Annotated in this window: 20 protein-coding genes and 1 other annotated feature; of the genes, 3 read left to right on the plus strand and 17 right to left on the minus strand. The window is 35.6% G+C overall.

Annotation, left to right across the window (positions count from 1 at the left end):
* Positions 1-562: 562 nt before the first annotated feature.
* The 6 genes from NEH74_RS06865 to NEH74_RS06890 form a co-directional block, all read right to left on the minus strand.
* On the minus strand, positions 563-910 hold the full coding sequence (locus tag NEH74_RS06865) for a hypothetical protein (RefSeq protein ID WP_055304145.1): 348 nt from the start codon (positions 908-910) through the stop codon (positions 563-565).
* 329 nt (positions 911-1239) lie between these two features.
* Positions 1240-1830, minus strand: coding sequence for a class I SAM-dependent methyltransferase (locus NEH74_RS06870; RefSeq protein ID WP_055304147.1), 591 nt, complete (start codon positions 1828-1830; stop codon positions 1240-1242).
* A gap of 250 nt (positions 1831-2080) precedes the next feature.
* Entirely contained in the window at positions 2081-6493 is a 4413-nt protein-coding gene (locus NEH74_RS06875) for a hypothetical protein (protein WP_055304149.1), read from the minus strand.
* A complete protein-coding gene (locus NEH74_RS06880; protein WP_055243964.1) occupies positions 6480-7202 on the minus strand; it encodes a DUF6063 family protein in 723 nt (240 codons plus the stop codon). Before NEH74_RS06880 ends, NEH74_RS06875 begins: the two co-directional genes overlap by 14 nt.
* Position 7203: 1 nt before the next feature.
* On the minus strand, positions 7204-8805 hold the full coding sequence (locus NEH74_RS06885) for a hypothetical protein (RefSeq protein WP_055304151.1): 1602 nt from the start codon (positions 8803-8805) through the stop codon (positions 7204-7206).
* A gap of 10 nt (positions 8806-8815) precedes the next feature.
* Positions 8816-9796 (minus strand): Wadjet anti-phage system protein JetD domain-containing protein, encoded by a 981-nt coding sequence (locus tag NEH74_RS06890; protein ID WP_055304153.1) that lies wholly within the window; start codon positions 9794-9796, stop codon positions 8816-8818.
* 256 nt (positions 9797-10052) lie between these two features.
* On the opposite strand from NEH74_RS06890, the gene NEH74_RS06895 reads away from it, so the two are divergent.
* Both NEH74_RS06895 and NEH74_RS06900 read left to right on the plus strand, forming a co-directional pair.
* A complete protein-coding gene (locus tag NEH74_RS06895) occupies positions 10053-10424 on the plus strand; it encodes a hypothetical protein (protein ID WP_055304155.1) in 372 nt (123 codons plus the stop codon).
* A gap of 71 nt (positions 10425-10495) precedes the next feature.
* Positions 10496-10762: a hypothetical protein gene (locus NEH74_RS06900; RefSeq protein WP_238581248.1), complete on the plus strand. Its 267-nt coding sequence runs from the start codon at positions 10496-10498 to the stop codon at positions 10760-10762.
* Positions 10763-10920: 158 nt separating this feature from the next.
* Here NEH74_RS06900 and NEH74_RS06905 read toward each other — a convergent pair whose 3' ends face one another.
* The 5 genes from NEH74_RS06905 to NEH74_RS06925 form a co-directional block, all read right to left on the minus strand.
* Positions 10921-11694, minus strand: a complete 774-nt coding sequence (locus NEH74_RS06905; RefSeq protein WP_055304159.1) for a class I SAM-dependent methyltransferase — start codon at positions 11692-11694, stop codon at positions 10921-10923.
* Between the two features lie 680 nt (positions 11695-12374).
* Positions 12375-13826 carry a DUF4352 domain-containing protein gene (locus tag NEH74_RS06910; protein ID WP_055243975.1) on the minus strand — a complete coding sequence of 484 codons (1452 nt, stop codon included), beginning with the start codon at positions 13824-13826 and terminating at the stop codon, positions 12375-12377.
* Between the two features lie 190 nt (positions 13827-14016).
* On the minus strand, positions 14017-15024 hold the full coding sequence (locus tag NEH74_RS06915) for an isocitrate dehydrogenase (NAD(+)) (protein WP_055304163.1): 1008 nt from the start codon (positions 15022-15024) through the stop codon (positions 14017-14019).
* A complete protein-coding gene (locus tag NEH74_RS06920) occupies positions 15024-16952 on the minus strand; it encodes an aconitate hydratase (RefSeq protein WP_055304165.1) in 1929 nt (642 codons plus the stop codon). Before NEH74_RS06920 ends, NEH74_RS06915 begins: the two co-directional genes overlap by 1 nt.
* Positions 16952-18325 carry a 2-isopropylmalate synthase gene (locus tag NEH74_RS06925; protein ID WP_055304167.1) on the minus strand — a complete coding sequence of 458 codons (1374 nt, stop codon included), beginning with the start codon at positions 18323-18325 and terminating at the stop codon, positions 16952-16954. The genes NEH74_RS06920 and NEH74_RS06925 overlap by 1 nt, the downstream gene beginning before the upstream one ends.
* 294 nt (positions 18326-18619) lie before the next feature.
* Here NEH74_RS06925 and NEH74_RS06930 point away from each other — a divergent pair, with 294 nt between their 5' ends.
* Positions 18620-19066 carry a hypothetical protein gene (locus NEH74_RS06930; RefSeq protein WP_055304169.1) on the plus strand — a complete coding sequence of 149 codons (447 nt, stop codon included), beginning with the start codon at positions 18620-18622 and terminating at the stop codon, positions 19064-19066.
* A gap of 35 nt (positions 19067-19101) precedes the next feature.
* On the opposite strand, the gene NEH74_RS06935 is transcribed toward NEH74_RS06930, so the two are convergent.
* From NEH74_RS06935 to NEH74_RS06960, 6 genes are all read right to left on the minus strand, one after another.
* Positions 19102-19680, minus strand: a complete 579-nt coding sequence (locus NEH74_RS06935) for a DJ-1/PfpI family protein (protein ID WP_055243983.1) — start codon at positions 19678-19680, stop codon at positions 19102-19104.
* A 216-nt stretch (positions 19681-19896) separates the two neighbouring features.
* Positions 19897-20895 carry a tryptophan--tRNA ligase gene (gene trpS / locus NEH74_RS06940; RefSeq protein ID WP_055243985.1) on the minus strand — a complete coding sequence of 333 codons (999 nt, stop codon included), beginning with the start codon at positions 20893-20895 and terminating at the stop codon, positions 19897-19899.
* 77 nt (positions 20896-20972) lie between these two features.
* Positions 20973-21186: a binding site (T-box leader), on the minus strand.
* Between the two features lie 39 nt (positions 21187-21225).
* Entirely contained in the window at positions 21226-24477 is a 3252-nt protein-coding gene (locus tag NEH74_RS06945) for an SNF2 helicase associated domain-containing protein (protein WP_262941229.1), read from the minus strand.
* A 105-nt stretch (positions 24478-24582) separates the two neighbouring features.
* A complete protein-coding gene (locus NEH74_RS06950) occupies positions 24583-25422 on the minus strand; it encodes a hypothetical protein (RefSeq protein WP_055304171.1) in 840 nt (279 codons plus the stop codon).
* 242 nt (positions 25423-25664) lie between these two features.
* The gene (locus NEH74_RS06955; RefSeq protein WP_156343973.1) at positions 25665-25814 is read right to left on the minus strand and encodes a hypothetical protein; all 150 of its coding nucleotides are present in this window, start codon (positions 25812-25814) and stop codon (positions 25665-25667) included.
* 158 nt (positions 25815-25972) lie between these two features.
* Positions 25973-26401 (minus strand): DUF2680 domain-containing protein, encoded by a 429-nt coding sequence (locus NEH74_RS06960; RefSeq protein WP_055245113.1) that lies wholly within the window; start codon positions 26399-26401, stop codon positions 25973-25975.
* Positions 26402-26509 lie beyond the last annotated feature (108 nt).

Here is a 26509-nt window from a genome sequence, read left to right on the forward strand (position 1 = left end):
TGGTAACGGTTTATCTCGTTACATTAATGATAATATCCTGATTTGTGCTTTCATCCCAGTAAGATTCAATCGCTTAAATTATATATCAAATCTTTATTTGACTGATTAATTGGTTGTTTTATTTGCTTGGCCGTTGGAGATTAGATATAACAAATATTTAGAGTATTGTCTAATTTTTTAATAATATTATTCCAGTGCGTTTAAAAAAATACCCTAGTAACAATTGATAACGATAAGATCTGATCCTAGAAAACTAAACAGTTCATTCTCTCCTTATATCCCCTTGTATGTGTATAGCACATCAGTAGAACACTAAACATCATTGCAAACTCGGGGAGTTTGCCACGTAACCTAAAACAAAGTGGACCCCCTGCCATTTACGACGTAAATGTATCTTCCGCTAGTAGGGAATGCGTACAGACCAAAAATAAGTGTTAAAAAGTTCAAACATTTACCGAGGTCCAAAGCCTGTATACAACGTTTGGCGATTATATCCTAAAAAGATATATCAACTATTCTTGAAATGAATTTGAGTGCCATCTTTTTTATCACGAATTATCCCCTAAAAAGGTAAATCATCATCACTAACGGAAATAGGATTCATTGCCCTATTTAGACTCCCAGCCAAAGTTGTAGCGGTTGTAAAGGGATTGTTGTAGTTTTGACTGGTGGGAGAGTAATTAGCATTTGAGAAGTTTGGATCAAACGGGTTAATATTACTTTCCATAGCGGGATTAAAAGGCTCTACAGGTTCAGCTATCGTACTACTTTTTTTAGATTCTAGAAAAGTGAATCGATTGACTAAAACTTCTGATAGATACTGGCGAACTCCCGCTTTATTCCCTACCAATTGAGGATGGCTAAGAGCTTCGCTACTTAGCGCAGGGGACCCATTCTCATAATTTCTCACTTGTAATCGCCCCTCTATCCCAATCATCTTTCGTTTAGGACATACCTATCAATGGTTTGAGCCGTTTTATTCCAGGCTATACAGTTAATAAAATCCGCTTGGTTCCTTTGATGATCTAGTTAAAAAACTAGAAGAACTAATCGATGTCATGGAAGTCTTATTCGGATTAGGTCATAAACTTGGATACACAGAGCAAGATTTACTAAACAAACGCCAAGAGCAAAAAGAAAAATGTAAATGCTTCTAAAAAATATCATCTTAAAATCAACAAAATAAAAGACACCCGCTAACGTTAGCAATGAAGTCTAACAATGGAGGTGTCTTTTTCCTTAAGCTATTTTTTTCATAATCACGTTCAGCCAACTAACGTTCTCACGACCTGGAATCACATCTGTTGTGACTTCTACTTCTTGAAGTTCTAAATTAGGAAACTCTTTCAGTAAGGTACTGAATGAAACTTCAGTAAAGTCATTAAAGTATCGTCCGTCACGCTCACCTTCAAAATCACCATATTTAAATGAAACATAGAAATAGCCATCATTTTTTAACGCATTCTCAACTTTTGAAATTGTTTCTTTCAACTCATTAGTTGGTAAATGTAATAAAGAGGCGCATGCCCATACTCCATCAAACTCATTAACAGCATCTAGTTCATTAAACAACTGACAAATCACATCTTGCCCGATGTTTTTGCTTGCAATTTTACATAATTCTTTAGAACCATCTACGGCAGTCACTTTATAACCCTTTTGAAGGAACCCTTTGCTATCTCTTCCTGATCCACACCCTAAATCTAAAATATGCGCATTTGGTTGAAGATATTTTAACAGCATCTCACGCTTACTATCAAACTCAATATTTAAAGTTGTTTCATTGTATGCCTGAGCACACTGATTATAATAATTTAATGTTTTAGTCATCGTTGCCCTCCTAAATTTCTTTTCTACAGTAAATAACCTAGCTAAGAAGTAACATGCTTTTGCTACAATATTTGCATAGACATTTAAGAAATGATTTAAACTAAGTTTATTTTAACAAATTATAGAAAAACATGACATACTTTGGAGATAATTTTAATTTAATAAGCAATCCCATTGATTGTTTTTTAAAAGACCTCAGTTGTATATTGAATATACAACTGAGGTCTCTCATTTTTAGGAAGATTAACTGTTAAAATAATAACGCTTCTTGTACTGCATCTTCCACGTAAACGCGCGAGGGAATCACCAGGTGGGGTTCGACTTCGCCTTTGATGTGTTGGCTTTTGAGGTATTCACATCCTTTTTTGAAGCTGGATGGAACGAGACTTAAGGAATAGATGTTTTCAAATCGACTATAGATGGAGTCCCCCCCTAGCCCGGATAAACAAATTAATTGAGTGTTGTTTTTCTTTGCGAGTTCAATGAGTGGTTTTAAAAGGTGAGCTGCATTCGTCTGGGCAAATGGGTTATCCATGAGTAAAACTTTTCCTTCTTCAAAGCTTGAGAAGATATCTGTTTCGTCTCGACGCATGAAAGAAAGTAAACTTGTTAAAATAACGAAGGCGGATAAGAATCCTTCCCCTCCTGAATTTTTCGCCACTTGCTCCCATGTGATTTGATATTCACGTTGCTCTTCAATTTTATATAATTTAATCTCAACATTTGACGTTCCAACAATTTGGTCATAAAGTTGTTTGGTTGTCACTTGATGGCCAATAAACTCTTCGATATTTTCATTATTTTGCATGAGTTGTAAGCAATGTTGCGTTAATGAGTTGACAAAGTCGTTCATTCGCACGTGATAAACATTGGCATTACTTTGCCAATCAGGTAGCTTGATGCGAAGCATTTTAATGTTTTTCCCACGAATCGGAATACTTGAATTTTGATCAATTAAACCGAGTTGTTTATGAATTTCTCCGACATAATCAAGTAACAATTGAATGACATTGCTTTTCTCTTTTTCACTCATTTCAATATCAACATCTAACTTTTTCATTAGGCTGTTAAAGACTTGATGCATCGTGTCGTACTGCTCGATAAACGATTGCGGGACATGTTTGCATACAGCAAATCGCTGTAATGGACGATTAAAGAAATCCTCTTCAAATAGAGGGAGGCGACTCATTCGATTAAACTCATCGCTAATTGAATGTTTTAATGTTTCGACCATTTTTTGTTGTTGTCTATAATCACGAAGTAATGTTCCTCTCTCTGTTTGCCATGCTTTTTCATCATAGCTTCGATAGCTTGAATCAATGACAACGTCTGTTTCAGGTAACTCTTGGTTATATTCGACTAAATTCGATTGCTCACGGGCGTATAACGCTAATGATTGCTCGAGCGTATGAAGACATTGCTTCACCGTTTTAATTTGTGCTTGATTTTGTGACAGCAATATAATGAAATCCCGCTTCACGACTTCAGATTTATCTAAAATCTCGGTTTCACCTAAATCACGTTTTAATAAATCATAGGCATTTTTCTTCTCAGTTTCATATTTTGCAACTGAAATCTTTAACTCATTAATCACCTTTTCTTGTTCACGAAGTTCATGCGTCAATCGTTCAATCTCATGTAACACCTCTTCATGCGCAAATTTATCATAGGTTATGTGTTGGTAATCAGCATCTGAAAGTTCATAACGTTGCATGAGTGTATGAAGTTGCTCTTCTTCAAAGTTAAATCGCTTTTTCGCTGAAATGAGGTCTTCCTCGCTGCGATGTAGCACCCCATCTAATTGATCTTTAATGGCCTCATACTCTGCTAATAAATCCTCCACATCTTTTCGTAATTCTTCTCCTTCTTCATAATGCTCAAAGCGTTGAAGAACTGCTTGTGACTGGGATAAACGCGCTTGTTTTTCACGCTCACTGGCTTTTAATCGATCGTATGATTCATGAAGTTCTGCTTGCTGTTGCATCGCCTCATCAATCTCGCTTAACGTTGTATTTAATTGCTCACGGACGTCTAATAACTCCTTCAGAAACTGAACATAACGCTCATAAGCAATTATAAATTGTTCAAAATCTTGAAGTTTCAATTGAGTAAAGTGAATCTGTTCTTGACGTGTCGTTAACTGTTTCAAGATCGCGTCTAATTCTCCACGAAGACGCTCTTTTTCCGCTTGAAAATGAAGAAGTTGTTGTTGTAATTCATCTTGTTGTGTTAAGGAATCAGAGAGTTGTTTTTTAGCATGATCATATGTTGTGGCAGATAGCTTTTGATATTTTAAGACACCTATTTGCTCCTCATATCGTTCAAGATGAAGACGTTGTGTGGCACACTTATCTTGAATCTCGGCAATTTCTTTTTCTTTAAGCAGTAACAATTGTTGCAAACGGTGCTCGTCTAATAATTCTTCATTAAACCAAACATAAAAATGAAGGGTATCTAATTGACAATAACCAGATAAATACGTTGTGGCCGGTGCTTGTTCTAATTGTTCCCTCAGAATCATCGGTACAGGGAATGGCGTTTTAATTTGAAGGTCAATACGTTTTAATCGCTTCATCTCTGTAGCATTTAAAATCAAACTGTAGGGCAAAAATGGATTTTTCGAAATAAGGAGTTGATTTTCTTCGGCTGAACGTTGATTTCGTTTTAACCAGTCTATTCCTTGGATATATTGAATCCCTTCATCCGCTAGACGTTGTTTTAAATCATCAGGAATCGGCAAAACTTCTCCCGATTGAAGTTGTTGTTTTTCTTTTTGTAAACGATCCATTTCACGTTCAAACTCACGTAGACGTCCTTCAACGGTTTGGCGCTTTTGGTGTAGCGCCTCTATCATGCCATCTGTATCAAGAACGGCTTCTTCAGGCCAAGCAATGTAACTACGAATACGATGACGAACTTTCAATTCCTCTTCTAATTGTTGTAGTTCTTGTTGATAGGCGTTGATCATCATTTTTAACGACCCAAGTGCTTCTTTAGCATCTTCTGAATCACGATTCACCTTATGCTGCAACTCTTTTACGTGAAGCTCTTGTTCTAAGTCTTGTTTTTTTTGTTTCTTGAGTTCTCCAAGCTGATGTTTGATGGAGTCGATTGTCTCCTTTAACAATCCCGCTGCATAAAAACCTTCTAAGTTTCGTTGAATAGCTTCGTCATACTTAGAAGATAAGCGTTGTTCGTCTTGATCAAATTGTGAAATAGCTTGCTCAAGTCGCCCTATTTGAGTGGAAAATTGCTGACGATCCTCTTGCTTGATCTCTAATTGCTTGTGAATGTGTTTTTGTTGTTGCATCACATCTTTTATTTGCCAACGAACATGAGTTAAGTCAGCTTGTTCACGTTCGACTTGCTGTTCATACGCTAAACTTAAACTATATCCAAGATTTTGTAAACGTGGGAGTAAATCTTCTTGACTTTTTTTCGCAACGGCAAGTTCCGATTCACAACGCTGAACATCTTCTGACGCTTGCTTATACGATTGATAACGATTCGCTGCTTCATAGATGTGTTGTTGTCTCACGGTTATTTGTTGACGCTCTTCTAATTGAGTTAACCGATGTTCTTGCTCACCTGTTTCCTTAAGTAAGGTTGTTATCTGATCCATTAAATCATAAATGACAAGGGATTGTTGTTCATAAGCTAGACGATGTTGTTGTTGAGTTAACTGCTCTAATTGCTGGTTCTGCTGCTCCTTTGCCTGTGTCGTTTCTTGGTGTAAGACATCTAAAATGGCATATAATTTAGCCAATTGACATTCATACTCATGCACTTGAGTTTCATTCTCGAGCAACTGTTTTTCAAGCTCTAAAATCGGCTGCATTTCTTCTTGAAAACGTAAAATTCCTTCTTTTTTTTTGAAATTTCCTTCGTTCGCCTGATACTGTAAGATATATTTTTTTATTAGTGTTTCAAAGTTTTTCATGCGGTCTTGCTGCTGATTGAGCTTATTTTCAATCGCTTCTAAAAACCATTTTTCTGTGAGCCCTTTTTCATCTTTTGCATCCTTAAATAATTCAGATAATCCCGACTCTTTTAAATTGACCTTTTTGATGATGGACTCCCATTCTTTATAATAAATTTGAAATTCTTCTAATTTATTGAAGTAGGCACGGCTACGTGCCGGCTGATTCATATCATAGTAATCAAATTTAAGTTGTTTATCTTGTTTACATTGCTCAAATAATTGACGACAAACATGAAACCCTTTTAACGTCTTACGCTGACTTTCTTGAATCAGTAGCGGGAAATTTTGAATATCGTAATCATTTTCAGACGTATATTCATGAATAAAGTTAATCATTTCAAGGTCAAAACGATGATCCTCGTCCTCTTTCAGCTCTTGATTTTTACGAACCATCATTCCCGTTAACACATACCCAGCCTCATGATCTAAACTCCATTCCACTAAAATAAACGTTGGCTGATTCGTCGTAAAATAGCTAGCAAATGGACGATCACTCGTATCACGGTAACGTTTATGAACAAACGGAGCGGTTAACATTTGAATTAACACCGATTTACCGCCCCCATTCCGTAAAGAAAGTAACGTATTTTCATTGACTAGTTCAAAGCATTCATCATCGATTCGAATGGCGTTATTATTGTAATTTAAGTTGACAATACGGATACGATTAATTCGACTCATTTTCGGCCTCCTTTAGGACGTGTAATACTCGAGTATAGTTGTTTTGATTTAATAAATTAAAATCCATCAGTTGATCAAGCTTTTTCGTTGTTGTAATCATTTCATCAGCTTCAATGTATTCAATGAGTTGTTGCTCTTGTAAAAACTTAAAGATTCCATGTAAAAATCCTTCTTTTGTTGTTTTTTGTTTTGAACCTCGATCATCACTTCGTAGCGCTTCAAAGGCTTCTAGCATGTTACTATAGGCAATGCCAAGTTGCTGTTGTTGTTCTTCGTCATAGTAGGTTGCGCCTTCTTTTAAACGCTCGGCAATGATATTTTGTAACTCTCCCACACGCATAAAGTCTCGCCCTTTTGCACTTTGTCCTTGTCCATCATAAAATTCAACAAGTAAGGTTAAAATGACAAATTGAGATAAATAATAATCTTTATCTGTTCCCGATGATTTACAAAGGACTTTTTTTAGTTCACGTTTTGAAAATCCTAGAACTTCATTTTCCTCTTTTGGAATTAAGTAGATGCTACTTCCATAACGTTCAATGACACAATTGGCAATTTCGCCTTGGCTTTTGACTAAATTCATCACCGTTTCATTTCCAGTATAGGCGTAATAAAGAGCTTTGTCTTGTTGCTCATTTAATTCACGCTGTGAAAGTAAGTGATAAAAGATTTGCTGGCTAAGTTTTACTTCTTCTATTTGATAACTCATGTTACTTCACCTCTAATTTAATGTTAGAACATTTAATCGTCTTTTTACGCCCTTCTTCATCTTGAACGTGCTCAAATGTCACCACTTTTTTTGTTTCTGTTCGAGTGACCGTCAGCGTTTCAATTCGTTTTAATGGAAATTGTGCTTCCAGTACATCAAGCAAACAAGTGCTCAGCTGAAATTCAAAGGTTTGTTCACTAATATTTTCGGAACGTTCTTGTTTTAAGCGTTGGATATCGAGTTCTTTCGCTTGCAATAATTCAATCATAATTTCTTTAAAAATTTCAACGGTTGGAATAAGCTGTTGTAATTGAGAGTCATTCAGTTGTCGCTGGATCTCATTTAGTTCAATACTTCCCGTTTTAAAAACAAATGACAGTAAAAGGGTTAGACTATCCCGATAACGCTGAAGTCGTTGCTGCTTTTGTTCAAGGATAAAGGTTTCCATTGATTCTTCTTCAATTGTGGTAAAAAACTCTTCTTCTTTTTTCTTTTTTGAAATCGGGCGTTGTAACTCAATACTTTTATTAAGGTTGTACGTCTTTTCTAATGGTTTCATAAATAACGGGCGTAAGAAATAATCCATAAAATCCAAGGTATGTGGTTGTTTTAATACTTCTTCATAAAGTTCAGTGCGTAAGTTAAATCGTTGAATCATCCCCATTTGCGTCAAACCTTCAAGTTCTTTGGTATACAAACTTTTCAAATCAAAATGTAAGTTTAAAATTCGCTGATGTTCATCAAGGGCTTGATTTAAATAACTTTCAATCGTTTTTAAATGCCCTAAGTTTTCACGTTCATCTTCTGCAAGCTTTTGAATCGTAATATCTTTTTCTTCTAGTTCTTGCATTCGACGTTTAATATTCTCGCGATATCCTAAAAATTTCTCTTTGGTTTCTTCAATAATGCTTAAATTTTGTTCAACAACTTCTTTATAGTCATCCACTGAATATAGCAAGGCATTTTGACGGATTTTTCGCATGGCTCCCTCAATTTTTTGAAATTGAATGCGCAATAAATTAAAGATATTTTTGACATCATCCACCGCTTTATCGTACGTTGCCTTCTCTAAGTGCAGTTTAAAGATCATCTCTTGAATCGTTAATTGTAAATGACTGTCGACTTCAAGGGTGGATAACATCAGTTCATAGCCTTCATCGGTTAAGTAATACGACGTTCGTTTCAATTCTTGATCGATGTAAACCACTTTGTTTCCGACGAAGCTGATATAAATGGACTCATACTGGCTTTCTTCGTAATTATAACTCTCAAAGTACATCGGACGTCCTTCATTACAAAGGGCTACATCAACAATAAAAATAGCCAGCTCTTTTGCTTGTTCATAGGACAGTGACTTCTGATAAGCTTGCATGTTAAGTTGATCAATGAAATTCGCAATGTCATCCATCGTGCACACCTCTTCTTTGAGTGAGCACTCCATAATATAAAGTAAGACTGAAAACATGAGGTTGACTTGTTCATAAGATTCATCAAACCCATAACTTTTCCATGTCGTTTTGGCTAAACTGTTCTTAAACAAGACCGCATAGGCACCCACTTTTTTCATACGCATTTGAAAGTGTCGTAAAAAATCGTACTGCATGTCCTTCCTCCTAAAAATCTTCCATCGTCAATATTTCTTGTGGAATATAATACTCATTCTCTAAAATGGCTTTCATGGCTGACACCTCATTAAAATAGCTAAAGAAAACGCCTTGTTCGTGACGTTTTTGTTTTTCTTTCGTCTTTGGTAATGGAAGATTGGCTGCTTTTTGAAGCATCGCCTCATATGCTGACACCAATGGCTCACAGTAAAAATGAGCGCATAAACTTTCATAGATAATAATTCCTTCATAATCTAAATCTCCAAAATAGTAAAATCGATTGTCTTGGTGCAATAAATACGGTTCAACGCTCGCGTGAAAATGTTGAAATCCTTTAACACCCTTTTTACCGCCTCCATAAATTAAGGTACTGATTCGACACCCTAGAATCTCTTTATGCCCCGCAATTAAATATTTACGCAAACTATAAAACGTATCTTTGTTTTCAATAATTAAAATATTTTGAGGCGTCTCTTTACAAGCACTAAAATACGCCAGGGGTTCTGCTGTTTCATAAATATTTAAATCAGTCATTGATAGGCCAACATTTTTTAAAAGTCTGTTTCCTTCTTCTAAGAGAAACTTCTCTTGTTGCCAAATCTGAAAACTGCGTTCATTGATTGCAGTGGGATGTTCTAAATCAGATGATTTCGTTTGAAAAAAAGAACTGAGCTTCAATATGGCTTCACGATCGTTGCTATATTGCGTTAAATGAGCCAGGTAATAATCATTTTTTAAATTGGGATGAATTAAATAGAGTAACTCCTCACGAAGAGTTGCTTCATTTTCTATCGTGACTTGAATTCGGTAAGTTTTATACAATGCTGGTTTTTTCCCATTACTCCCACTACTTTTGATTGGGATGATGACTCCCGTTTTTAGTGCCTCTTGTATAAAATAATATAACTCTTGATAGTTACCTAGCTTGTAATGTTCCTCAATAGTTGCTAAGTCAATCTTTTTACGAGGATAGTGTTTAAAAAAGTCCATTATATTCACCTCTATTTTTATCTGACAACTTTTACGATAATTATACATGAAATATAAAAAAGAATCCGCTTTTTATCGAATAAAAGTTGAGTGAACTCTTGATTTTATCATTTAAAATAAGGGCATGAACTGAAATATCAGGTATCATCGTAAATCATTCATCACTGTTATTCTTAAAAATTCGATAAATTATTGTAGTCGTGAATTTTTTCTCATGTTAAAATGGATAAGGTATTTCAGATAAGGATGTGTTAGTATGAAGCAAATGTCTTCTAAATATTTAAATTTAAATTTATTATCTGCCATAGCTAACTCTGGTGATGGATATGTTATTTTAATCACTAACTTTGGCCATGTCATGGGACGTTTATATTATGCTGGAGATCAAATGGATGAAACGATGGCAGGAATCATCTCGGCAGCAAAAGATGAAGTGATTAAAAACATGCGTGAAGAGGACGTAGAATTTATCGGTGATGGTAGCATGATTTGTGTCAAAGAGGCTATCGTCACTTATGCAGCGGGACACACACTAAGTTTTGATGAATTAACCCTTCATTGTGATCAAATCGTTGGATTCTCTCCTATTGATCGTGAATCATACGTTGCAAACTTAGAACAAGAATAATTTAAAACACCTCTGACGAGGTGTTTTTTTGTTTAACTAAGAACTTTTTCTCCTATAATAAGGTATTCGAGGTGATTAAATTGAATATCTTAGATATCTTACATGCACTTGGCTGGAAAATTATTTCAGCCGATAACTTTAGACAAATTTATGTGATTACTCAGAGTAGTGAACGATTAGCTAGAGCACAAGAAATAGCTAAAACTTATCAAGTCACCATTGATGAAATGTGCTTTGATGAAACTGGAAACCTCTACATTAGCTTTATGGATAAAAAAACAAAAGAATTTGTAGATAATTATTATCATAATGGAATGGATCCCCATGAACTTTATTAAAGACAGATGTCAAACGACTAACACGAGATTTTAAAAATTGATAACCGAATAAAAGAAGTCTGATTAGTCAGCAGTTCATAAAGAGTCAAAAAAAGATCATAAAATCCAGCATGAATCGAATAAATTACCAATTACATGCTGGATCACGACTAGTCTTGTCAATTTAATTCATCTTGCTTTGTTTTCTGTGCCACAATTAAAAAACGATGGCGTGTAAAATCAATATATTCTTGTTTATCAATAACAGCTTGGATGGATTCTAAACGATCAAAGTATTTTTCCACTGAAAAATCAGGGATTTGCCAACTGATCGCTTTTAAATAATAAACAATGGCTCCCACATCATAAAAACGTGTGAATGAGACATCATCCGTTGCCTTTAAAATCGTTAATCCTGCTTCTTTTAAACGGTTCACAGCACAACGTAAACTCCAATTGGAAAAGTGACTGGGTTCTGCATTTAACCAGATATTCAACTCACAGTCATTTAAACCACCGACTTGTTGAGTAATGAAGTAACCATCTTCTGATAAAAGACGTGCCACTTCATCTGCGTTAAAGGATTCATGCTTATTCATGATCACATCAAACGAATCCTCTTCAAATGGTAAATGATCATCTGATTCAATTGGAACGACAGTTACTCCAAGTGGTGCTAAACGCTCAGCAGCAATCGTTACATTAGGTTCATACCCTTCTGTTGCAAAGGTCACCGCTGGAAGTGGTGCGAATGAACTTAAATATTCACCGCCACCTGTGCCCATATCTAATAATCGGTGACAATTTTCAAGATATGGCTTTAAAACATTTGAAAATTTCCACTTTAAAGGAAACTCTACCATTCGACCACTGTCTTCTAAGTAACTAAAATCCCATCCTGAAAATGGTTGTTGTTCTTCTTTAATTAATGTTTCAAAAAGCCCTTGACTCATACTCACTACCCCTTTACTCCTTTATTTCTAACGATCGTCTTTCCCCAACGAACGTTAGCATTCACTCACCTACTCACTCACGTCATGGTGATAGGACTCTATTTGAAGATCAACGTCTTCAAATTCATCCTTTGCAAAAAAAGAAAGATCAATAAGTTGCTTTAGCTGATTTGAAGTCTTACAATGTCTTCCCTACCTATATGGGCCTTCAAATCATGACGTTCAATGATTATGATACACTGTATCAAGTCCTTGAATACTAGCCTTACATGACTGATGCCACTGATCATTATCTAAAAAGCTTTCGATATAACCCACTTGACCATCATTTATGATTAATAACGGATACCATTTGAATGGTACGTTTGAAATAGGTTTCAGTCATTCAACTTGTTGCTATGTCAATTCATCTAGGAATAGCGATAGCCATTTGCTTATATAACCTATCATCTTCAACATTTTTACATCAGCTTAAAAAATTAAATGGCCTCGTTCTAAGAATCGATCCCCATCCTTTGAGACGCTAAAGTGTGCCATCTAGATCTAAGATAATTCACTCATCAGCCTAAAGCATTTTAACTTTTCTTTTTTTTGTTAAATTAAGAATATTATACACTGTGTACACAAAAAAGACACTGTTTTTTCAACAAATTGTAAAATTTTTTCAATATTCCCACAAATTACTGTAACGGTTGAATGATGCACTCAGAATCTTTCCAATTATCAGGTGAATAAAGTAAGTAAAAAGTCGTATATAAATCGGAATCTTCAAATAATAAGTAACCTGTGACACTTTCTTGTGGTGCTAAGGTGCCACTCGTTAACTCGGATTGATTATCAATTAATAAAAGACTTGGCATCGTTAAACGACCTTGCTCATTCATTAATTTAAAATCAAAAGCGGTATATTCTTGATTTTCAGCCGATTGATTTGTCAACTCAACACGAACAGCAACAAATTGATGATGTTCTTTAGCTTGCGTGTATTTAGTTTCTTTGATTAACTCTGTTTCTAAAACTTTGAGTTGTCTGTTATTGAGTTCGTCTACTGACTTCCATTGTTCACTTAATACGACTTCAGATTGTAGCGGTAGCGACTGACTACTTGTTTCCATTAAATTGATTTCAAGGGTTTGTTTTGTAAATAATGAGGGTTCGTGATAATAAAGCTTTAAATCCGTCGCTCCTTTAGGAACTTCAAATAGTAAGGTGCCCGTCACCATTCCTCCGCTAGCTAACTCGGTTATTCCTAATGTTTCTACTTCAGATATTCCCATAGCTGATTTTACCCGATTAGGACTTGAACTACACTCTAACTCAAAATGAAAGGGATAGTACGTCATCGCACGATTACTTGGATTTTTAATACTTAATGAGACTTCAATATATTCAAATCCAGCTTTAGCACTCTGATTCATTCGCCTCACTTCATGAACTTGAATCATCGTTTGTTTTGTCTTGATGATTTCTCCAATTTTGCTAACACTGACTTCTGTTGAGGCTTCTTCATTGGATTCTGCTTCTGTAGCTAGTGGTAAATACGTTAAGGTCAAATAGGATTCGTCAATCGGTTGTAAATAAACTAGGGATAACTCAATTGTTTCTTCTCCCGCGAGATCAATCCTTGTTTCTGTCGTATCCTCAATGGTTGGTGTTAAGACTTCAAGCATCCCTGTTTGTAATTGAAGTTCACGTGTATCAAGTGTATAGGGCTCATTCATTTTATTTGTTACCCTTAAATCTAATTGAACAAACTCATATCCTTCAGGTGCATTATAATTTTCATTACCTAAAGAGGTCTGCTGATTCAGAATATTAATCTCTAAATGATTGGTATAGCCGGTTTCAGCAATTTTATAAATTTTCATTCGATCTCCTGCCTCAATGGGAGAAAAGACAAAAATATTAGACGGTTCTTCCTCAGGATTAAATTCAGTATAAGTCTCCGGTAATGATTCACCGATTTGTGTGATGATGACTAATAAAAGTGTCACACCTCCAAAAAGTGCAAGGACACGTCTTCTAGTTTTAACGGAAGGAATTCCCCATCTAATGATGACTTCAGGGCTAAAAATACCGGTGATGAAACACAAGAAGGAGCAAAGTAGTAAGATTGATTTTATGTCTGGCATATGAATCCTCCATTTCGCCTAGTTAATATGACTTATTATATCGCATGACGTGTGGTAGCATTTGATATTACTCATTCTTCGATAAAAAAATCATTCATTAAACGTCTTTAAATAGAGAGGAAGTTGTCTCAGTCCGTCACATTCTCATTTCTTCTGTCAAAGGAAAACAAAAAAAGAACGGAAGCCCGTTCTATCGATTATTCAGTAATTTAGCAATGAGCGCATCAGTAAACTGTGTCGTTGTCGCTGTTCCACCTAAGTCCTTGGTTAAGTCATGCCCTTGCTCATATACCGCATAAAGGGCGGCCTCAATGCGATTTGCTTCATTTAGAAGGTTTAAATGTCGAAGCATCATGATTGCAGATTGAATCAAAGCTGTTGGATTGGCCTGATTACAGCCGGCAATGCTCGGTGCACTACCATGAACAGCTTCAAAAATGGCAATCTCTTCTCCAATATTTGCGCCCGGAATTAATCCAAGTCCACCTACAAATCCGGCACATAAATCAGATAAAATATCGCCATATAAATTCCCCATCACTAAAACATCTGAGGATTCAGGATGCAAGACTAAATTCATACACATCGCATCTACAATTTGTTCATCATATTCAATGTCAGGATATTGTTCACGAATGTCACGAACACAATCTAAGAATAAACCATCACTTAATTTCATAATGTTCGCTTTATGAACGGCCGTTACTTTTTCACGTTGTTGTTGATTCGCGAGTGTAAAAGCATACGTTGCAATGCGATCACTTGCTTTTTTCGTGATGACCTTAATACTTTCAGCCGCTACCTCTCCGATTTTATGTTCAATTCCAGCATATAAATCTTCTGTATTTTCACGAACAATAATTAAGTCAACCTCCTCATAACGGGAAGGAACCCCTTTAATACTTTTAACGGGACGTACATTGGCGTATAAATCAAAGTATTGTCGTAAGGCCACATTGACACTACGAAAGCCTGATCCAATCGGCGTTGTAATTGGGCCTTTGAGCGCTACTTTGTTTTTTTGAATAGAATCTAAGACGGCCTGTGGCAGTGGAGTCTTTTCTTGATCCATCACTTTCGCTCCCGCTTCAACGATTTCAAATTTAATCGGAACCTTGGCAGCTTCAAAGATTTTGACGACAGATTGACTAATTTCTGGTCCAATGCCATCCCCTGGAATTAATGTGACTGTTCTCATTAAGCTTCCTCCCTTTGACGAATTAAATTAATGATCCCACCTGCTAGAATCGCCTCTTTTTCACGAGGACTTAATGGTAAATGAACGGTAAACGTGCTTTGTTTACTCTGATTTGTCACTGTAAGCTGTGTTTGATTCAATTCAATGGCCTCTTTTAAATTTTTGATTGATAATCGATCTCCTTCTTCAATCAAATCATAATCTGAAGACTGTTCAAATTCAAAAGGAAGGATTCCTGAGTTAATTAAATTTGAGCGATGGATGCGTGCAAATGACTTAGCAAAAACAGCTTTGATTCCTAAATACAGTGGAACAAGTGCCGCATGTTCACGTGAGGAACCTTGTCCATAATTTTCTCCTCCAACAATAAAGCCTTGCTTCGCCTGTTTTGCGCGTGAAGAAAAAGTAGAATCAATCGTTTCAAAGCAATGGTTCGATAAATATGGGATGTTTGAGCGATAAGGGAGAAGCTTAGCATTTGATGGCATGATATGATCAGTGGTAATGTTATCTTCTACTTTCAATAATACGGAGGCTTCTAAATCCTTTTTAAGTGCCTCATTTAATGGGAATGATTTAATATTAGGTCCTCGAACGACGTCTTGTTTTAGTTCGTTTGGTAAAATAATACTATTATCTAACACTTCAAACTGATGAGGGAATGAAGGGTGCTCAAACGTTGTTGCTTGCAATGGACTAACTAATGTCCCACTGATTGCTGAATAAGCCGCTGTTTCAGGTGAACATAAATAAACTTGTGCTGATAACGTTCCACATCGTCCATAAAAATTACGGTTAAATGTTCGTAAACTCACGGCATGACTGGCAGGAGCTTGTCCCATTCCAATGCATGGACCGCATCCAGATTCTAAAATTCGCGCCCCACTAGCAATTAAATCTGCCAATGCTCCATTTTGAGCTAACATCGTTAATACTTGTTTTGACCCTGGTGAGATGACCAGACTGACATCTGGATGCACCCTTTTCCCTTTTAAAATAGCAGCGACTTTCATTAAATCAAGATAAGAACCGTTCGTACAAGACCCAATGGCCACTTGATCGACTTTTATAGCTCCCACTTCTTCGACGGTTGAAATGGCATCTGGTGAATGAGGTTTGGCCACAAGTGGCTCTAATTCATCTAAATCAATTTCATAAGATTCATCATAATCAGCATCCTCATCTGCAACTAATGCTGTAAAGTCTTGTTCGCGTTGTTGAGCTTTTAAAAAGGCGTATGTTTGCTCATCACTTGGGAAAATGGATGTCGTAGCTCCAAGTTCTGCTCCCATATTAGTCATCGTTGCGCGTTCCGGAACAGTTAATGTCTTTACCCCTTCTCCACTGTATTCGATAATTTTACCAACGCCACCTTTGACACTTAGTAGACGTAAAACTTCTAAAATAATATCTTTAGATGAGACACCCGTTCTTAGTGCCCCAGTTAGTTTGATTTGAACCATCTTGGGCATCTTTAAATAGTACGGTTGACCTGCCATAGCAAGTGCAACATCTAAACCACCTGCCCCAATGGCTAACATGCCAAGCCCCCCACACGTTGGCGTATGTGAATCACTCCCAATTAACGTTTGTCCAGGTACTCCAAATCGTTCAAGATGAACTTGATGACAGATCCCGTTGCCAGGCTTTGAAAAATAAATCCCATATTTATTAGCGACCGTTTGAATATATTTGTGATCGTCTGCATTTTCAAAACCAACTTGTAACATATTATGATCGATATAGGCAACTGAGCGTTTAGTTTTGATTTGATCAATATTCATGGCTTCTAATTGCAAATAAGCCATCGTTCCTGTTGAGTCCTGTGTTAACGTCTGATCAATGCTGATTGCAATTTCTTCTCCTGCTTTCATCTCTCCATGAAGCAGGTGTTTTTGAATAATTTTTTGTGATAATGTTAATCCCATTATAAAACGCCCCCATTAGATTTTAAAAACTCGACATAATTGGCTAACTCTTCATCTGACATAATTCCAATTCGACCTTGTTCAAATTCCTGATCCACAAATCTTTTTAATCGACAGACGAGTGCTGAGTTTTTATCTACAGCCTCCTCTTCTTTTAACTGATAATAGCTATTCACCCAATGAGCAATTCCAGCTAATCCTGAATGAGCAGAAATCGAGACAAGGGGTGGACGATTTAAAAATTTATCCGTATCAAAAATATTATAGATTTCTTCATTTTTTAAGAGGCCGTCGGCATGAATACCGGCACGAGTCACATTGAAGTTTTTTCCAACAAAAGGAGTATTAGACGCCACTTTATAACCAATTTCATGCTCATAATAAGAAGCAATCTCTGTAATGACAGTAGGATCCATGCCATCTAGTGTTCCTTTCAGCTGGGCATACTCAAACACCATCGCTTCCAGAGGCGTATTTCCAGTTCGTTCTCCAATCCCAAGCATCGTACAATTAACGCCACTAGCTCCATATAACCAAGCATTCGATGAGTTATTAACGGCTTTATAAAAGTCATTATGCCCATGCCACTCAATTTGTTCACTTGGAATTTGAGCATGATGATTAAGTCCAAAAATAATTCCTTGAACCGAGCGTGGTAAAGCCGCTCCTGGATAAGTAACCCCATATCCCATCGTGTCGCAAGCTCTCACCTTAATAGGAACACCACTTTCGTTACTTAATGATTTCAGCGCCATAGCGAATGGTACTACGAATCCATAAAAATCAGCACGTGTAATATCTTCGAGGTGACATCTTGGAATGATACCAACTTCTAACGCTTGTTTAACGATGCCTAAATAATGATCAAAAGCTTCTTTACGTGTCATCTTTAATTTTTTAAAAATATGATAATCCGAGCAAGAGACTAAAATACCCGTTTCTTTTAATCCCATCTCATGAACTAATTGAAAATCATCCTTATTCGCACGAATCCATGCTGTGATTTCTGGAAATTCATAATCTAATTCTAAACATCGATAGACGGCTTCTCGATCTTTTTTCGAATATAAGAAAAACTCACTTTGACGAATCTTTCCTTGGGGTCCACCAAGACGATGTAGCATTTCATACAGTGTTACCATTTGATCAACGGTATAGGGTGCGCGTGATTGTTGTCCATCTCTAAATGATGTATCTGTTATAAAGATATCATCTGGCATACGTATAGGAACCCGCGTATGATTAAATGTCACCTTTGGAATTTCATCATACGGATAAACATCGCGATAAAGATTTGGATCTTTAACATCATTTAATAAATAATTAAATTCAATCGCTTCCATTAAATTCGTTCGGTTATTATATTTAATCATCAAACTCATCCCCCTATCTATGACTGACTTATATCAAAAACACAACTTTTACCAATTAATGGTATTGTAGCATGCTTTATACGAAATATCAGTAACTTTAAAAATTGTTTTACTATCTTTTTAAAATCAAACGTTACGTTAAACTCATCCTCATTATAAAATGGGATAAAGTAACATAAAAAGCGTTTTTGAAGGTCGATTTTTATCATTTTTTAGTTTTTTATTATTTACATTGTAAAAATCTTGTGTTAAATTAAATAACGTTCGCCAAAAAGTGTAGCAATGGAGGTCAATATGAGACTACAACAAATGATATTTGTAGCTTTTGCAAGTACTGTTTTACTGATTGGATGTCATGAGACACCAAACGTCGTTGCATCTTCAGAAGTGACGCCAATCATGAACATACAAAGTCAAATGAACCTTGATGAAACCGTCAAACCATTAAGCCTAACTCAAGACATGACATTAATGCAACATGTTAAATATATAAAAGAAGAAATTAAACACGTCGTTTTACAATTTACCCAATCTTTTTCATCAGTTCAGATGAAAACTGTGTTCCAATCATTACAAGACATGATCGATTCACAAATCGCTTTTATGAATGATTCCTCATATTCGTTTATGAGATTAATAGCATGTGAGGATTTTTATCCAAGCTCATATAAAGGAATTGAATCATATATAAAAGAAGAACAAATCATTATTCATGGTGAATTAAAACCCTTAAATATATAAAAAAGGTTAACTCCAATGTCAGAGTTAACCTTTTTTTATGCTCCTTTAATCAACTTCGCAAACGCATGCTTCTCTTGATGGTTTTGAAATAATTTAAACCAAGCACAAATTTCTAATGTGAAATCTAAAAAAGCAATGCTTTGTGCCGTGATAATATGTCTGTCACGTACGAGTCGCTTTTCAATACAATTATCGCGCGGGAATGGATCTTGGATTCCATAGACATATTGGTATTTCGTTGACCACTGCGTTAAAGGTGTTGTATAAGTCGCTTCATCTAAGACACCTGATTTAGCTAACATGATGGTTCCAGCTGTTCCAATCGCTGCTAATAGTTTTCGCTCACCATGATAGCGTTGAATTAATTTAACTAGTGAAGGTTTAATATCAACCTCTCGCCCCCCACATAATATAAGTCCCTCAGTATCTAAATCAACGACTTCCGCAAGGGTACAGTCAGGTTCAAAGTTGAAGCCTGATTGTGCTTTGACGACACGATCCTCATAAGCGACCGTTATAATATCTTTCCCTGCATCTGAATGTAAGACATGACAAATAAACGTAATTTCATAATCCGTCATCCCATCAAATAAAAAAACCAAAACTTTCCCCATATTTAGCCCCCATCTAACTCATCTTGCGTTCAAGTTATTCTCATTTTATTTGAAATTGCCATACATTGTCAACGCTTTCCCCAGTAATGTTCAATAATAGAACTAAACTGTCCTTAAGTCCGAATGTTCGACGGAAAAAGTTGCTAAGAAACGTGCTTAATAGATTACTCAATCAAAGAAAAAGGATAGCTTTTCTGAGCTATCCGTTCTAAATGATTATTTTTTGCGACCTAATCCCATTTTATGTTCCACTTTTTTTACTTTTTTGAATGCTAGTTTATTCGCTTGTTCTGCCCCACGATCTAATACTTCATCAATAATTGGTGAATTTAATAATTCTTTCATACGATTTTGGATCGGTTCTAATTCAGCGACAACTACTTCAGCTAAATCAGATTTAAATTGTCCATATCCGCATCCTTCATAGCGAGCCACGATTGAATCAATTGATTCTCCAGTAATCACTGAGTAGATTTCTAATAAGTTTGATAATCCTGGTTTATTTTCACGGTCAAATGCGATAATTCCATCTGAATCCGTCACAGCCGATTTAATTTTTTTACGAATGACATTCGGTTCATCTGTCATTAAAATGAAGTTACGTGGGTTATCATCTGACTTGCTCATTTTCTTTGTCGGTTCTTGTAATGACATAATACGAGCCCCTGTCTTAGCGATTAATGGCTCAGGAATTTTGAAAGTTTCTCCAAAGCGGTTATTGAAACGCTCTGCTAAGTCACGAGTTAACTCTAAATGTTGTTTTTGATCATCTCCAACTGGTACAAAATCAACATCGTATAATAAGATATCAGCTGCCATTAAGACTGGATACATGAATAATCCAACACCGATTCCTTGTCCTTTAGCGGCTTGCTTTTGTGATTTATCTTTAAATTGAGTCATGCGCTCTAATTCACCCATGGACGTGTTACAAGTTAACATCCAAGCTAGTTGCGTATGCCCTGGTACTTCTGACTGAACGAAAATCGTTGCTTTTTCTGGATCTAATCCACAAGCTAAATATAATGCGGTTAACTCTTTAATTTTTTTACGTAATTCTAAACGATCTTGTGGGACTGTAATCGCATGTTGATCAACAATGAAAAATAAACATTCATGCTCATCTTGTAATTTCACGAAGTTTTTTAATGCCCCTAAATAATTTCCAATAGTTAATGTTCCTGATGGTTGAATTGCAGATAAAATTCTTGCCATAATTTCGACTCCTTTATTAAGTTTTAATCATCCTTTTATTGTTTATCTAAATAAAAAAACGCCCTCTATCTCAATCGATAGAGGACGATAAAAACCGCGGTACCACCTCAATAGAATAAATGCTTGTTTATTCCACTTCATACTCATAACGGGAGTTTACCGGGTTCCTTACTCTTTTTATTCAGGTTCCACTCATGAGCCCATTCATTTAAGACATTTATCGATTCACACCAGCCATCGACTCTCTTTAAAATGACACTTAAACTACTATTTCTCAATCAAAGGTTTATTATTTATTATCATTGTATGAAAAGCATCTCACTTTGTCAATTAAAAATCATCATCAGTTTCAAAAAGTGCGGTTAACTCTTCACTACTTAATTGAGTAATAAAGGTTTCTCCTTCTTGAACGATTGCTTCAGTTAAATCACGTTTTCGCTGTTGAAGACGTTCAATTTTCTCTTCAATTGTATTTTTAACGAATAGTTTAAATACTTGAACCGTTTTCTCCTGACCGAGACGATGTGCACGGTCTGTTGCTTGATTTTGAGCACTCATATTCCACCATGGATCATAATGGATGACGACGTCTGCCCCTGTTAAGTTTAATCCCGTTCCACCCGCTTTTAAAGAGATTAAAAAGACAGGGGTATCATCTGAATTAAACTGTTCCGTTAAAGCTAAACGCTCATTCGTTTTCGTTGAACCCGTTAACATTAAATGTTTGATTTCTTTAGCCGTTAACTCTTTAGATAAAATATCTAACATGGATGTGAATTGTGAGAAAATCAACACTTTATGACCTGTAGAAATACATTCATCGACTAATTCTAAGCAAAGTTTTAATTTTGCGCTTTCCCCTTTATAGTTTTCTAAATATAACGATGGATCACAACAGATTTGACGTAAGCGCATTAAAAGTGCCAAGATTTTAATACGGCTACGTTCAATGCCTTGCTCTTGAATCTCTTGATTCATTTCTTCTTTCATTTCATAAACCATTGCGTGATATAAGTCACGTTGCGTTTTATCCATCTCACAGTACATACTAGTTTCAATCTTCTCAGGTAATTCTTTTAAGACGTCCTTTTTCAAGCGTCGTAAAATAAATGGAGCCACTTGTTGATGGATCCGACTTAATAAATTCAGATTCTGTTGCTTCATGATAGGCACTTCATACTTTTTCCTAAACTGTGCGTATGTTCCAAAGTATCCTGGTAAGATAAAATCAAAGATCGACCATAAATCTGATAATGAGTTTTCAATGGGGGTCCCAGTTAAGGCAAATCTAATTTCACTATTTACTTTTTTCACAGCTTTTGCACTTAACGTCGTATGGTTCTTGATATAATGTGCTTCATCTAAAATACAGTATCTAAAGCTTTGAGAGTGATAACTCTCCACATCGCGACGTATTAAGTCATATGATGTAATGACGATATCAACGTTAGAACTGTCTTGAATCAGTTGCCTTCTCGTCGCTGGATCGCCATGAATAATCATGGTTGTTAACCCCGGAGCAAATTTATGAATTTCACTCTCCCAGTTATAAATGAGCGAACTTGGTGCCACAATGAGTGATGATTTATTGGATTGACCCTTCTCAGATAATAAAACAGAAATGACCTGTAATGTTTTTCCAAGTCCCATATCATCGGCTAAAATTCCACCCATTTGATATTTTGATAACGTTTTAAGCCATCGATAGCCTGTTTTTTGATAACGACGAAGTGTTTTTTGAAGATTAACTGGCACGGTAAAGTCAGCATCTTCCACCTGTTTAAATTCACGAACCATCGATTTAAAGGAAACATCGCGTTCGACATGTAAGGACTGACTAATTTTTGTTAATTGATCTAAATACAGTGCTCGATATTTTGGAATTAAAACTTCTTCCTCGTCTAATTGGTCATCATTTAGATTTAAATCATCTACAAATGAAGCAAGTGTATCCACATACTCATTCTTTAAATTTAAGAATGAACCATCTTTTAAACGGAAATATTTCTTATTTTGGCGATACGAGGCTAGAATCTTTTTATACTCAGATGGTCCAAACTCTAAATCTTCAAAATTTAAGCTCAGCCAATCATTTTTCAAACGAATACCAACTGAGAATGATTTAGGCTCTTTTATTTTAATCGCTTTAAACGTATCAGAAGCATAAACTTCTCCTAACTGCTTTAATTCAGCTGTTCCATCATGTAAAAATGAATAAATCGCTTCTTCTTCCGCTAAAAGATAAGTTCCATTAGATTGCTTTTGGAATTGATATTGTTCTAAGAGAGCTAAGATTTGAGCTTCTTTGTTTGCATCTCGTAAAATAGACGTACTGTGTTCAAATGAATTTGGATCATTTGCCTGAATGACCGTATCACCGTAGCAAAATTGGACATTCAATCCAATATTTCCTCGTTTTAATGAGTCTAAATAAAATTTAATCACTAATGGATAAACTTTAAACCGTTCATAAAGCGCATCTAAAGATGTGTCCCGAATGTAGTTTTTAATTTTGGGCATGACTAATGATAAAAATTTTCCCATATAAGCTTCATTCATACGCAACTCAAAACGAGGTGACTGAATGAGTGTTTGTAAGATTGGGAGCATTTGATCGATGAATTTACTTCCACAGCGATAGGCTTCTCGTTCACAAAGAAGATACATGTATTTCTGCCCTTGAATCATTCTAAAAGCTCCGAGATTATGCGATAAATAATAGTCTTCATCCTCTTGTGTTAATCGAAGTTCAATCGCTGGTTCATAGGGATGGAGGGTTATCATTTCACTTGATAAATCCTCGATGTCACATGCAATCGTTTGACGTTTATATAAGTCATAAAACCGATCAAACCAACTAGGGGTCAAGATTAACGTACGAGTTGACTTCACAGGCCCTAGTAATGGAAGCTGTTTTGCATAAATATCATATTCCTTGACGATTTCACAGATAAAGCTCGCAAATGGACGTGACCCCTCATCAAAATGTTGAATCGCATGTTTAAATTGAAGCTCTTTCCCATAGCTTACGACATTTTCATTCCAAATATCGCTGGCTAACTTATAAATATCGCGAACAACATAAGGACGATGAATGCCGACAGAGACCTCAACTGAGGCTTCTTGTTGTGATTTCATGATTAATTTTGGATAGATCATGACATCTTTTGTATACATCTCGTAATTCATCTCTGTTGTTAATTGTGATTCATAAGCCGCTAATAACTCGTCCATGAGGCCTTCTTCTTCATCTCCTGTGGAGTGAATAACAAGTTTATTACGCACTTGATCATCATAGACCTTCAACAGTGTCGCAATCACATGCTTACATGAACCAAAGTTTGATAAAAATGTTCCGCAATCACATTGATCATGAATCACTTTACTCTTTTCATCTAAATTAATCAAAATATGATGTAATTCGTTATCATCTTCAACTTCTGCAAAGATTTGATAGAGATCGACTGGATCGTAAGTTACATAGTATTGAATTTTTCCCCCACTGTTATAAAAAGATTGAGCACGCGAAAAAACAGCAGGGTTAGCTGCTCGATTTTTAATCATAGTTTGGTTTAAATTCACGCTACTCACACTCCTATTTTCAACTTATCTCTTCATTTTACCATAAATTGCTCATATAAGAAACGAGAGACGCTTGGCTTTTTGTAAAGAACTGTCAAATCACTATTAATTTACCCGAACCAATGACATTTTATAACCTTCAGATCTAACGTTTTCTTGTCTTAGAATGATATCAATATATTCTTTTAACAGGACAATCTGCGGGGTCTGATAGTTATAGTTCGTGTAGTCACAATAAAGCTCTAGTAGGTGGGTTGCTAACTGAATATATTTTGAAAGTTGCTTAAAGGAAATCACTTCCGTTACTTTCGATGGAGAGTTGATTAAAGCATTAATGTCTTGTAATTCGTCTACTGAAAAACATACTCCAAAATAGCTCAACCACTGGACGAAATGAACAATCGTCCATTCAATACAAAATTCTGGTGACGATAGTGTGAAATAAAAAGGTTGTTGCTTAATCAACCGGCATATTTGAAGAATTTCTTCGTAAAAATCGGAGACTAACGCTCGAAGTTCAACTTCTATTGGAGGTTCCTTCCATTGTCCAAAGTTCATCGCCTCAATTCGAATTCGCTCCGATTTAATTAAGAAATCACGATCAATAAAAACAATTATTTTAGATTGTTTAAAAAAATAGCTCTTTTCATCATTTATAATAAAAATAAATTGGCTGCTCCATGCTGTTTTAAAGATGATACAGCAATTAAAATAAATATGACTGCTTTGATAAAAGGATCGTTCTTTTTCGATATGACCAACAGGATCAATTTCATTAACCCAATTTAAGTCTATAAAGAAACTGGCAGGATCTGTACAAATTACGATAAATTTATAACCTAAGTCAGTGTCTTCCTCTTCAAAGTCATAAAGAAGAAGTGCTCTAATTGATTCACGATTACTGGCCATTTGATAAACAGACCATAATTGCTGATTTAATAACATCCCACCTCTCCTCTCTATCTTTTTAATACAGTTTATGGAGAAATTTCAGTCATCATGATAGTTTTTAATACAATACATGCGAAAATTATCACAAATGGTTATATTTTTTATTGTTTGACTTTATTGTATCGGCGATGTTTTATCATTTTTCGTTGGATTTTTTTTATTGTCAATTAATTAGAGTATTGTCTAATTTTATAATTACTTTAATTTAAAATATAAAAAAAAGGTTATCGTGGCTCTTATTGGCGGTCACGATAACCTCTTAATCTTGCAAAATACGTTTTTCTTTTTTGTTCTTGATCCGTCATTTTTAATTTATACGTGTGATGAATATTTGAAGGAATCGTTCGCTGCTTTGGTCGAAGCGATGGACGCTTTCGTTCTTTCATAGCTAATCACCTCATGTCTTATTCTCTTATTTTATCATATGCATCCAGCCTTTAATTGGCATCGTTACATGATGATTAATGGGTAGATAAAAGAATGCCCCAAAAATCAAGATGGGCATTCTTCATCACATTTTTATTGTTGGTAAATAATAGCTAAATTATTCAACATCTTGACTATTTTGTTGATTATTTTCTGCACGTTTAGGAAAATGTGGGGCCTTAAACCCGATAAACTGACCTTCACTTCGAATTTTTTCTGAAACGTCAGACATATGTTTTTGAATAGACTTTGCCTCTTCATCTGTCATTAATCCTAGTTCCACATACTTATCTAATAATTTAATTTTTGCAACATTAACCTTATCATAGAGATCATAAATTTCTTTTTTCTGTTCATCTGTTAAAGCACTAAATTTCTCTTGCATTTGTTTATACTCAGCCTCAAATTGTTTTGCCTTCTCTCCTTTTTGCTCTTCAGTTAAAGCAGGTGGCGTTGGCATCTCTTTTGTTGATTCTTTTGCGTAACCCGTTAAGCTAAGTGTGGCTGCTAAAAAGATAGCACCTAATGTCATATTTATTTTTTTCATCTTAAAATCTCCTTTCGAATAAACTGACTTTTTTAGTTTTCACCACTTTATCCAAAAGTTTGTATTCCAGTTTTTTGAAAATAAAAAAAAACATCCTTAATTTATTGG

The organism is Turicibacter sp. GALT-G1, from assembly GCF_025594995.1.
In the GTDB taxonomy this organism is placed as follows: domain Bacteria; phylum Bacillota_I; class Bacilli_A; order MOL361; family Turicibacteraceae; genus Turicibacter; species Turicibacter bilis.